This is a genomic window from Paraburkholderia sp. (assembly GCF_028283785.1).
Taxonomy (GTDB): Bacteria; Pseudomonadota; Gammaproteobacteria; order Burkholderiales; family Burkholderiaceae; genus Paraburkholderia.
Genome location: NZ_JAPWKB010000008.1, coordinates 70,826 through 82,756, shown reverse-complemented (window position 1 = coordinate 82,756; position 11,931 = coordinate 70,826). Strand labels below are relative to the sequence as shown.

The 11,931-nt window shown below is 62.7% G+C and carries 8 protein-coding genes; 4 read left to right on the top strand and 4 right to left on the bottom strand.

From position 1 onward, the window contains the following. Nucleotides 1-379 precede the first annotated feature (379 nt). The 4 genes from PW947_RS09980 to PW947_RS09965 all read left to right on the top strand — a co-directional run bounded on the left by PW947_RS09980 (nucleotide 380) and on the right by PW947_RS09965 (nucleotide 8,662). Nucleotides 380-1,615: an extracellular solute-binding protein gene (locus PW947_RS09980; protein ID WP_299631599.1), complete on the top strand. Its 1,236-nt coding sequence runs from the start codon at nucleotides 380-382 to the stop codon at nucleotides 1,613-1,615. Next, entirely contained in the window at nucleotides 1,612-4,563 is a 2,952-nt protein-coding gene (locus tag PW947_RS09975; RefSeq protein ID WP_299631300.1) for an EAL domain-containing protein, read from the top strand. The genes PW947_RS09980 and PW947_RS09975 overlap by 4 nt, the downstream gene beginning before the upstream one ends. A 268-nt stretch (nucleotides 4,564-4,831) precedes the next feature. Further along, nucleotides 4,832-7,006 (top strand): TonB-dependent receptor, encoded by a 2,175-nt coding sequence (locus PW947_RS09970; protein ID WP_366146106.1) that lies wholly within the window; start codon nucleotides 4,832-4,834, stop codon nucleotides 7,004-7,006. A 249-nt stretch (nucleotides 7,007-7,255) separates the two neighbouring features. Further along, entirely contained in the window at nucleotides 7,256-8,662 is a 1,407-nt protein-coding gene (locus tag PW947_RS09965) for a sugar porter family MFS transporter (protein WP_299631297.1), read from the top strand. A 67-nt stretch (nucleotides 8,663-8,729) separates the two neighbouring features. On the opposite strand, the gene PW947_RS09960 is transcribed toward PW947_RS09965, so the two are convergent. The 4 genes from PW947_RS09960 to PW947_RS09945 all read right to left on the bottom strand — a co-directional run bounded on the left by PW947_RS09960 (nucleotide 8,730) and on the right by PW947_RS09945 (nucleotide 11,929). Then, on the bottom strand, nucleotides 8,730-9,641 hold the full coding sequence (locus PW947_RS09960; protein ID WP_299631295.1) for a serine hydrolase: 912 nt from the start codon (nucleotides 9,639-9,641) through the stop codon (nucleotides 8,730-8,732). A gap of 51 nt (nucleotides 9,642-9,692) precedes the next feature. Beyond that, nucleotides 9,693-10,130 carry a M23 family metallopeptidase gene (locus PW947_RS09955; protein ID WP_299631294.1) on the bottom strand — a complete coding sequence of 146 codons (438 nt, stop codon included), beginning with the start codon at nucleotides 10,128-10,130 and terminating at the stop codon, nucleotides 9,693-9,695. Between the two features lie 52 nt (nucleotides 10,131-10,182). Further along, nucleotides 10,183-10,770, bottom strand: coding sequence for a hypothetical protein (locus tag PW947_RS09950; RefSeq protein WP_299631293.1), 588 nt, complete (start codon nucleotides 10,768-10,770; stop codon nucleotides 10,183-10,185). A gap of 355 nt (nucleotides 10,771-11,125) precedes the next feature. After that, nucleotides 11,126-11,929: an enoyl-CoA hydratase gene (locus PW947_RS09945; protein WP_299631292.1), complete on the bottom strand. Its 804-nt coding sequence runs from the start codon at nucleotides 11,927-11,929 to the stop codon at nucleotides 11,126-11,128. Between the last annotated feature and the right edge of the window lie 2 nt (nucleotides 11,930-11,931).

Here is an 11,931-nt window from a genome sequence, read left to right as displayed (position 1 = left end):
ACGCCGGCTGCCGATATGCTGTCTAATCGCTGCCCCGTTCGATTCGCCTTTTCCGACGTCATGCCCCATTCGACGCCTGTTTGCTGCGCCTCTACCGTCAGTATCCCGATCGGATTTCGTCAGGAATCCATCGCTGGGGCGGCTGCAATCGCCAGGAAAACGATTTCATACGGATGTGCGAGAACGCCGCTGATGAGCGCGGCGTCTGTGCGGGGCGCCCGGCTTTCTCCCGGAGCGGCGCAGCGGACCCCTGGCACGATCGAGATTCGTTGCATCACGCCTGTCGTTCAGGCCGATCCATCCCGAAACACAAAGTGAACCGCAAGTGCGACGATTCGAGTTTGCTTCCCTGCTGTACGGTTTGATCGGCCTCGTTCTGATGTCGCTGGCCGGGTGCGGCCGGCACGAAACGCCGCGCGTTGCCGCGCCGTCCAAAACCACCATCACCGCGTTGATCTGGGCGCCGGACTGGCCCGAGCAGATGCTTCAGATCGCCGCCGAATTCACCCGCCGCAATCCGGATATCCGCGTGAACGTGCAGTTCATGATCGGCAATTCGGTCGAGGAAAATATCAAGCCGCGCGTCGCGTCCGGCAATCTGCCCGATCTGATGAGCGTGAATCCGAACGCGTATTCGGCCGAACTGGCCGATCAGGGCTTGCTCGCGAATGTCGGCGACACGGCTGCGTGGAACGCCATGCTCGATCCGCTGAAGGACGACTGGACCAGCCGTCGTGCGAAGCACTTCGGCATTTCCGGCGGCGTCGCCACGACGCTGATCTACTACAACGAGAACATGTTCGCGAAGGCGGGCATCACGTCGCTGCCCACTAACTTCGACGAATTTCTCGCGGTCTGCGAGCGCCTCAAGCGCGCGGGCTTCACGCCGATCATGTGGAACGGCGGCTTTCCGAACATGCTCGGCAACGGCCCGTTCAGCTTCGGATTCGCGAACAACGTGGTCGCGCGCGATCCGGACTGGAAGCGGAAGATGGCCGACGGCACGCTCGACCTGAACACGCCGCAAGTCGCCGACATCTTCGCGAGAATCGCGCTGATCGCCGATCGCGGCTACGTGCAGGACGGCTTCATGGCCACCGACTACGACCAGGGCATCCGGCTGTTCAAGGAAGGCCGCGTGGCGATGGCCTTCCACGGCAGCTGGGCCGCCGGTCTGCTGCTGCACGACAATCCGTTCGACGTCGGCGTGTTCATTCCGCCGTGGAACGCGCCCGGCAAACGCGTGGTGCCGGTGCTCGGCAGCGAAACCGGCTTCGCGGTCGGCGAGACGCCCAACAAGGCCGCCGCGATGCGCTTCCTCGAATTTATCGCGGGCGACGGCTTTGCGATTCTCCAGCGAAAACGCCAGAACATTCCGCCGTTCACGCATGTCGCGCCGAACATGGTCGGCAACGCGAAGATCGCCGATTACACCGCGATGGTCAGCACCTATCCGCTCACGTCGAGTCCGTATTACTCGGTGTTGCCGTCGAATTCGATCGAGCAGCTGCATCGTCTGATGCTGGACGTGCTGCACAGAAAGATCACGCCGAAGCGGGCCGCCGCGCTGCTCGATGCATCGGTCAAGAACGAAGCGAAGATGCACTACAAATGAGCTCAATCATCGGTTCGTTGCAACGCGCGTTCGAATTCCTGTCGCTGGATCTGTTGCGTCGGGTGGAGATCCGTTACCGGCTGATTACCGCGTTCATCCTGCTGTCGCTGCTCCCGATCCTGCTGTCGGGCTATATCTCCTATGTCGAATCCACGGCGGCGATCAAGGAGAAGGCGGAGATCTTCTCGAAGGAAGTGGTCAAGCAGGTGTCGCGCAACGTGTTGCTGCGGATGGAAGAGATCGAGACGGAAAGCAACCGGCTGGTGCTGTCCGATCGCGTGCAGGGCGCGTTGACGCGGGTCGTCAGCGGCAATGCGAGCGAGCAGAGCGAAGCGCGCCTCGATATGACGCGGCTGCTGCTCGAACACTACGGATCGATCGACTTCGTCAATCAGAAATACCTGCTCGACAAGAACAACCGGATCATGGATACGCAGTCGTTCGCGCAACTGACGCAAGGCGTGACGCTGCTGATCCGGCAGGCGCCCGATCGCAATGGACGTCCGTACTGGGGCAGCTACGACAACGGTGTCGGCGAGGAAGACCTCGGGATGGTGCGGGCGATCATCGGCAAGAGCAGCAACCAGCAGATCGGCAGTCTGGTGCTGGTGATTCGCCCCGAACATTTCTCGTCGATCTTCAACGATGTCGCGCTCGGCAGCGGCACCGAAATCTACGTGCTCGACGCCAGCAACGACAAGCTGATCGTGCGCGCCGACGACGGCGCCGCCAACACCGCCGAACCCGGCCTGAGCGCCAGCATCGCGCGCGACCGGCAGCCCGGTCGCCAGAACGGCTTCGTCGCGTTCGACAACCGGCGCGGCGAACGTTTCTTCGCGGCCTATACGCGGATTCCCGGCACGACGTGGTGCGTCGTCAGCACGATTCCTGAAAAGAAGCTGACGGCGGAGGCGCAGTCGGTGCGCGACCAGATCGTGCTGGTCGGCATTTCGGTGTTTCTGCTGTCGATTTTCCTCGCGTATTTCATCGCGCACAGCATTTCCGCGCCGCTCAAGGAACTGGTGCGCAAGATGCACGACACCGGCAACGATGCGGGCGCGCAGGACGACACCGACCCCGACCATCAGACGCTCGCCGCACCCGACGGCCTGGATGAACTCGGCCGTCTCGCGCTGCATTTCGAACGCATGCGCGGCGCGATCCAGCAGAAGATCCAGAAGATCAACGAGATCAACGCGTCGCTCGAACAGACCATCGTCAAGCGGACGGCGGAACTGGTCACGCGCGAGCAGGAATCGCGCACGTTGATCGACAATTCGCCGGACACGATTACCCGCTACGACCGCAACGCGCAGCGCATCTATGCGAATCCGGCGTTCTGCGTCGCGGTCGGGCGCAGCCTCGGCGACTCGCTCGGCAAGCGGCCGTCGGAGATTCCCGGCGGCCCGAATGCGCTGATCTACGAAAGCAAGATCAGCGAAACGATGACGAGCGGAAAGAGCGCGCAATTCGAGCTGAAATCGTTCGGTCACGATGGCAAGGAGCAGTGCACGCATATTCGCCTGACGCCGGAGATCGATCCGTCGGGTACGGTGAAATCGGTGCTGGCGGTGGGTCGCGATATCTCCGAGCGGATGGCCTTCGAGGCGACCATCTGGAAGCAGGCCAATTTCGATGCGCTGACCCACTTGCCGAACCGGCAGATGTTCCATGACCGTCTGGATCAGGAAGCGCGGATTTCGCGGCGTTCCGGACGACGGATGGCGCTGATGCTGATCGACCTGGACCGCTTCAAGGAAGTCAACGACTCGCTCGGCCACGATACCGGCGACGTGCTGCTGATCGAGGCGGCCCGGCGCATCACGTCGTGCGTGCGGGAATCGGACACGGTCGCGCGGCTCGGCGGCGACGAATTCACCGTGATCCTGCCCAATCTCGACGACGCCGACAGTATCGAGCGGATCGCGAAGCAGATCATCGAGACGCTGGCCGAGCCGTTCCAGTTCGGCGCGGACGAAGCGTTCATTTCGGCGAGCGTCGGCGTGACGCTGTATCCGGACGATGCACGCGAACTCGACGTGCTGTTCAAGAACGCGGACCAGGCGATGTACGCGGCGAAAAACGCCGGACGCAACCGCTTCAGCTACTTCACGCCCGATCTTCAGGTCGCCGCCGAAAGGCGTCTGCGCCTGACCAGCGATCTGCGCGCCGCACTGCCCGGCAACCAGTTTCAGGTCTATTACCAGCCGATCGTCGATCTGAAGAGCGGCGAGATTTACAAGGCCGAGGCGTTGATCCGCTGGCTGCATCCGGAGCGCGGCACGATCAGTCCGCTCGACTTTATTCCGCTGGCCGAAGACACCGGTCTGATCGTGCCGATCGGCGACTGGGTGTTCAGACAGGCCGTGCAGCAGGCGCGGCGATGGCGCAGCCGGTTCCATCCGTCGTTCCAGATCAGCGTCAACGTGTCGCCGGTGCAGATCCGCCAGGACAATCTCGTGTGCGTGCAGTGGCCCGACTATCTGGCGCAGCAGGGCTTGCCGGGACAAAGCGTGGCGGTCGAGATCACCGAAGGCTTGCTGCTGCATGCCGAGTCGAAAGTGACGGGCCAGTTGCTGACGTTCCGCGACGCGGGAATCCGTATTTCCATCGACGACTTCGGCACCGGCTATTCGTCGCTCGCGTATCTGAAACGCTTCGATATCGATTATCTGAAGATCGATCGCTCGTTCGTTCAGAACCTCGCCTTCGATGAAAACAATCAGGCGCTGTGCGAAGCGATGGTCGTGCTTGCGCACAAACTCGGCTTGAGGGTGATCGCCGAAGGCGTCGAAACAATCGAACAACGCGATTTTCTGATCGGCGTGGGTTGCGATTTTGCGCAAGGCTTTCTGTATTCCGAACCGGTGCCGCCCGAAGCGTTCGAAGACGTGGTGTGGCCCACGCTCGAAGCGGACATCGACAACGACACCTGCATCCTCTCGTAGCCGCGGGCCGCTTCGGTCCGCGCGCATCGACGCGTCCGGCTTCTACCCCTTTGCATGGTTCTGCCGGTCCCGGCAAGCGCATCGTTGGCGTAATGCCGCAACTGTGCATCTAAAAACCACACATACCTGATATTTACGCAGATTACTGCATCGATCGCACCTCTTACGATTGCAGTTGCGAATCATTTGCAATACGATACACGGCGAAATTTATCGAAATTCGACGTAAGCCTGTCACGGCGTGCGTCCGAGCCAACTCATAACAACGATGAAGACATCAACGCCTGTTCGACGTGCATCCCTTTCCCGCCGTGTCGGTCACCGCCGATCCCTTCTGAGTGCTGCACTGCTGGCGAGCGCCGGCCTTTCGCTGTCGACGTTGTCGTCGCACGTCTGCGCGCAGGAAACGACCACCGACGCGCCCGTCCTGCCGACCGTCACCGTGAAGGCGAGCGGCGACGCCGCCGTGCCGCAAGCCGACAAGATCACAGCAGGCGCACTCGGCACGCACAAGCAGGTCGATACGCCATTCTCGACGCATGTCGTGTCGAGCGACGAAGCGCAGGATCTGATGGCGAACACCGCCAACGATCTGTTCCAGTACGATCCGGCCGTGTCGATCACCAGCAATAACGCCGTCGCCGAAAACTCGGCGTTCAACGTGCGCGGCATGCCGATCGATACGCTGAACAGCATCAAGGTGGACGGTCAGAGCTTCCCGTCGTGGGACACCGACCTCGCGCTCGAACCGTTCGAACAGGTCGAACTCCTGAAGGGTCTGTCGGGCTTCATGTACGGCTTCGGCGCGCCGGGCGGGATCGTCAACTACGTGCTCAAGCGCCCGACCGATACGCCGTATCGGAGCATTTCCGTGGGCTATCAGTCGGCCGGCGTGTTCAGCGAGAAACTCGACGTCGGCGGCCGTTTCGGCAACGACGACCGCTTCGGATATCGCTTCAACCTCGTCAACGAACAAGGCAACACGGCCGAAGCGAACAGCTATCTGCGCCGCAAGGTGGCGTCGGCGGCACTCGACTTCCGCATCACGCCGGATCTGACGTGGACGATGGACGCGTTCTATACGAAGCGCAAGCAGACCGGCACGCTGTTCGGCCTGATGTTCGGCACCGACAGTCTTCCGGACGTGAGCCGCGTCACGCATGACCTCGCGCAGCCGCAGAACTACTATCAGGTGGAAATGGCGTCGTTCGGCACCGGTCTGGACTACCGGTTGTCGGAGAACTGGCATGCCAGCCTGAAGTACCGTTTCGCGAAGGAAAACCGAACCAACTCGGATAGCCTGGTCTACGTCAACAACGACGCTGGCGACTATTCGAACACGCTGTACGCGGCGTTGACGCGCTACTTCTACCAGAACGTCGATGCAATGGTGGAAGGCAAGTTCAACACGGGCAGCATCAAGCACGACCTCGTGTTCGGCGTGGGTTACCAGTCGCAATCCGTCGATTACGACAACAGCACCGGCTGGAACGACGGCTACGCGCTGGGCACCGGCAACATCTACAGCAGCACCTTGCTGAGCAACGGCGACGTGTATATCGGCGAGAACCTGTACCGTGAATCGCGCACGACCCAGGCATCCGTCTATGCAAGCGACACCGTGCAGTTCACCCCGCGCATTTCGGCGCTGCTGGGCCTGCGCTATACGCAATTCCGTCAGTGGCAATACGACACGACCGGCGGCACGATGCAGCAGTACAGCGCGAGCCCGGTCACGCCGACCATCGCGTTGATGTACAAGACCGACGCGAACTCGACGCTGTACGCGAGCTACGTGCAATCGCTGGAGCAAGGCGGTTCGGCATCGAACACGGACGTCAACTATCCGGCCACGTTCGGTCCGCTGCGCAGCAAGCAGTATGAGATCGGCTTCAAGACGGATCACCGCAAGTGGGGCGCCAATGTCGCGCTGTTCCGCGTCGATCAGGGCTACTACTACACGAACTCGAACCGGGTCTTCGTGCAGGACGGCACCAAGCGCTACACCGGCGTCGATGCGAGCGGCTGGCTGCAACTGGCAAGCGACTGGCGCGTGATGGGCGGCGTGATGTGGCTCGACACCAAGGCCGTCGATATCGACGACGCGTCGATCGAAGGCAAGCGCATCTACGGTGCGCCGCGCTGGACTGTCACGGGCCGCGTCGAATACAACCCCTCGTTCATGCGTCGCCTGACGCTGGCCTTCGGCGGCCGCTATGTCAGCGACATGGCCGTCAATGCCGCCAACACGCTATTCGTGCCGTCGTATGTGACCTACGACCTGAGCGGCAAATACGAAACGCGTATCGGCGGTAAGGACGTGACCTTGCGCGCCGGCATCAACAACCTGTTGAACCGCCGCTACTGGACCACCGCGTGGGGCTCGTTCGTGAGCCCGTCACCGACCCGCACCGCCGTGGCCAGCGCGACGTTGCAGTTCTAAGCCGCCGTCGCGACGATCGCGACGCCCGACAGGGGAGCCGTTTGCAACGGCTCCCCTGTTTTCGTTTGGCGCGGCGATCGTCCCGGACGCGCGCGGCACGTTGCCTGTTATGCGTGATGTGGCGCGTGTGATCGGCTCAGGCACGCCAACTGCTTCCCCGCCTGCGCATCAGGCGGCCACGGACCGAAATGAAAACGTAAAAAAACCGCCATTTCACCGGTCTAACAGGAAGGAAGACAGAAGGAAAACATGTCAACGACACATCACCCCATCGCGCACGGCGGTGCTCCCGCGCATCGTCCGTTTCATATCGTGCTGACCAGCGCGATTGCCGCATTGGCCGGCTTGCTGTTCGGCCTCGACATCGGCGTGATCTCCGGCGCATTGCCGTTTATCGCCCGGCATTTTCAGGTTGGCGACCAGATGCAGGAGTGGATCGTCAGCTCGATGATGGTCGGCGCCGCGATCGGCGCGCTCGGTTCGGGCTGGATGGCACGCGCCATCGGCCGCAAGCTTTCGCTGATGATCGGCGCTGCGTTGTTCGCGTGCGCATCCGCGGTCTGCGCGTTCGCGATCGACCCGGCCATGCTGATCGGCGGTCGCGTGCTGCTCGGTCTCGCGGTCGGTATCGCGTCGTTCACCGCGCCGCTGTATCTGTCGGAAATCGCACCGCGCAAGATGCGCGGCGCGTTGATCTCGCTGCATCAACTGATGGTGACGGTCGGGATTCTCGCGGCGTTTCTGTCGAACACGGCGTTCAGCGGCAAGGGCGACTGGCGCTGGATGCTCGGCGTGATCGCGTTCCCGGCGATCGCGATGCTGATCGGCCTCGTGTTCCTGCCGCGCAGCCCGCGTTGGCTGATGAGCGTCGGACGTCGCGATGAAGCGCAAGCGGTGCTGAACCGTTTGCGCGGCGACGAAAAGGCGATCCAGACCGAGATGCGCGAAATCGACGATCAGTTGAAGGTCGAATTCGAAGGCTGGGGACTGTTCCGCAGCAACCGGAATTTCCGGCGCTCGGTGCTGCTCGGCGTGCTGCTGCAAATCGCGCAGCAACTGACCGGCATCAACGTGGTGATGTACTACGCGCCGCGCATTTTCGGTCTTGCGGGTTACGGCAGCGCACACGACCAGTTGTGGGGCACGGTGATCGTCGGCATCGTCAACGTGGCGGCGACCTTTATCGCGATCGGCCTCGTGGACCGTTGGGGCCGCAAGCCGATTCTCTATACCGGCTTTACCGTGATGGCGGCCGCGCTCGCGTCGCTCGGGATGCTGATGCACATCGGCATTACGACGCCTGCGCATCAATATGCGGCGGTCGCCGCACTGATGATCTTTATCGCCGGTTTCGCGATGTCAGCCGGTCCGATGATCTGGATTCTCTGCGCGGAGATTCAACCCATCAAAGGCCGCGATTTCGGTATCGCGGTATCGACCTTCGTGAACTGGGTGGCCAATACGATTGCAGGCGCAACCTTCCTGACGCTGCTCAACACGTTGGGCCATGCGCAGACTTTCTGGCTCTATGCGGTGCTTAACGCCGCGTTCCTGCTGATGACGTTCTGGATCGTGCCGGAAACGAAGGACGTGTCGCTCGAACAGATCGAGCGGAACCTGATGGCGGGCAAGCCGCTGCGTCAACTCGGCCAGTAAGCGCCGACGCGGCCGGGCCATCGGCGACGCCGGTGGTCCAGCCGCCATGTTTGTCCAGCCGCCGCGATCAATGCGCGGCGCGATGGGCGCGCGCCGCCGGATGGTGCAGCGCGACCATCAGCCAGCGCCGCAAATCGACTGCATCCTGAACGTGCGACTGCGCGTCCGGATCGCCGAGCAGCACGATCAACATACGATGCCCGTGAACCGGCGTCACCACGATCAGGCAATGACCGGCTTCGTTGGTGAAGCCGGTTTTTTGCAAGCCCACCTGCCACGACGCGCGATACACCAGCGGATCGGTGTTGCGATAGATCAGCGGCCCGCCGCCGCCGAGCACCAGTTTCTGATGCCCGGTCGAATACTGACGAATCTGCGGATAGCGATACGCGGCGCGCGCGAGGCGCGTCAGATCGCGCGCGGTCGAGACATTGTGCGGCGACAGTCCGGTCGGATCGACGAAGTGACTGCGCGACATATGCAGGCGATGCGCGGTGCGATTCATCGCTGCGACGAAACCCGCGCGGCCACCGGAATAATCGCGGCTCAGCGCAAACGCCGCGCGATTCTCCGACGACATCAACGCGATATGCAGCAAGGTGCTGCGTAGTAGCAGCGAGCGCACCGGCAAGCGAGAGCGCGACCACTTCAGGCGATCGACGTCGGCGTCGGTGACGCGCTGCGGCGTGTGCAACGAGCGTTTCGAATCGAGCACGACGATCGCGGTCAGCAACTTCGTCAGCGATGCAAGCGGCATCGGTGCATCGGGATTTTTCGCATATACCGTCTTGCCGGTGTTCATGTCGATCACCGTTGCAGCCCGCGCACGCACCGCAGGCCTGAAGGCGACACGCTTCGCATGCGTGGACGCATGCTTATGTGTGGCCGCAGGCTTGTGCGCAGCGCGCTTCGCATGCGCCATCGCGGGCACGATCATCATCAGCAGCATGCAACAGAACAGGAACTGGAATTTAAGCACGGCAGTCGGGCATGACGCGAGTCAGGTCGCAGGAAAAGGCGGCCACGAGGCTCATAGCAACGCGGTCAGCCGGTCGGCTTCTTTCGCGAAACGCTTGCGCTCCGCGCCGTCGAGCGGCGACTTGCCGGGCAGTGCCACCGTCAGCGGATTTTGCGGCACCTGATTGACGCGCACCTCGTAATGCAGATGCGGTCCAGTCGCCCAACCGGACGAGCCCACGTAACCGATCACCTGACCGCGCTTGACGCGGCTGCCACGATGCAGTCCTTTCGCGAATCGCGACAGATGCGCGAACACGGTCTGATACGGCGCCGGATTGTGCAGCACGATCACGCGTCCATACCCCGTCTGACGACCGATAAACGCGACCGTGCCGCGCGCGGTCGCATGCACCGGCGTGCCGGTCGGCGCGGCCAGATCGACGCCGTCGTGGCTCTGCCACCGATGCGTCACCGGGTCCAGCCGACGCAGCGCGAAATTCGACGACACGCGGCGAAACGCGAGCGGATAGCGCGAAAACGACGGCGTCGTGCTGGTGCCCTCACGCGTGTAGTAGAACGCTTTGCCCTGCAGATTGCGGTACAGAAACAGATCGTGCGACGTCGAACCGGTGGTGACGGCGCGCCGCCAGCGGCGCGACGGCTTCGCCCGTCGATCCCGCGCTCGCGGGACCGGCGGGATCGATGACGAGGCTGACCTGACTGCCCGGCCGCAGATCGTGGCGGAAATCGATCTCGCCGGAGAACGCATGCGTCAGCATGGCAGTGGTTTGCGCGTCGAGTCCGAGACGCTGAACGGCTTCGCTGAAGCTGCTCCTGACGTCGATCGATTTGACGGTCGGAGCGGTCGGAGCGGTCGGTTGCGCTGTCGATGCGGACGCAGCGACGCTTGCGGGCGCCGAACCGGCCGTCGCGACCGATGACACCGGATGCGCGGCGCGCGCGGCGTCGGCGTCACGGCTGAGCGGCGCGGACGGCGCATCGACGGCATCGGCGGCGGTGTCGGAACTGGCGGTGCGGGTCGAGTGGTGCGCGGAAAACAGCAACGCGGCGCACGCGGAACTCAGCGCGCAAAGCATGACGATTTTGCCGGTGCGCGTCGATGACGCGACGAATGCGGAGAAGGCCATGAATGTGAAAAAACGGAGCGGCGGGTGAAACGACGACATCCTGGGCGTGTCATGCAGACGCACGTGGATGATCGGAGAGTGACAGACGGCAAACCGTCCGGAAGACGCAAAACGGATGACGACAACCGCTATTCAAGCTGCAAACACAGGCTCGAAAAGATCACGGCGGACTGACTGGATGGATTCGACGGCATAGAAAAGCAACGAGCGTGGCCGTTGGATCTGTAAATCGGAGTGGGCTCACCTTAGTGAGCGTTTCTTAAGCGAATCTTAAAACTTCGGTCATATTAAACGACAGCGGCGAATTCGTCGGCGAAGCGCGCATCGGCGGCAGCCGTTGACCGCCGCTCGGCGGTCACGATACGTCGCCCCGCGCGTTGCGCCACGACGGCGCGCGTTTGTCGATAAATGCCTGCGTGCCTTCGAGCGCGGCGTCGTCCATCATGTTGCACGCCATCGTCTGACCGGCTTGCTGATAAGCCGCTTCGATGCCCGTTTCCAGTTGACGGTAAAACAGCGCCTTGCCCGCCGCAATCGCCGCGCGCGGCTTGTCGCAGATGCTGGCCGCGAGCGCGCGCGTCGCTTCGTCGAGTTGATCGGGCGCGGCGACGCGATTCACGAGACCGCGTGCCTGCGCCGTCTGCGCGTCGATGAAATCGCCGGTCACGAGCATTTCGAACGCCGCCTTGCGCGACAGGTTGCGCGTCAGCGGCACGCTCGGCGTTGCGCAGAACAGCCCGTAATTCACGCCTGAAACCGCAAACCGCGCGTCGCTGGCCGCGACCGCGAGATCGCACATCGCCACCAGCTGACACCCCGCCGCCGTCGCGATGCCATGCACCCGCGCAATCACCGGCTGCGGCATCCGCTGAAGCGTCAACATCATCTGCGAGCAGCGCGCGAACAACCGCTGGTAGTACGCAAGCGACGGCTGCGCGCGCATTTCCTTGAGATCGTGACCCGCGCAAAACGCGCGGCCCGCGCCGCCGATCACCACGACCCGCGCATCCGTCGCCGCGATGCCGTCGAGGCAGCGCTGCAACGCGTCGAGCATCGCCTCCGATAGCGCGTTGAACGCTTCGGGCCGGTTCAGCGTGATCCGGACGACGCCTTCGAGCCCATCCGCGTCGTGTTCCTCGATTAGCAGTGCATCGCTCATAC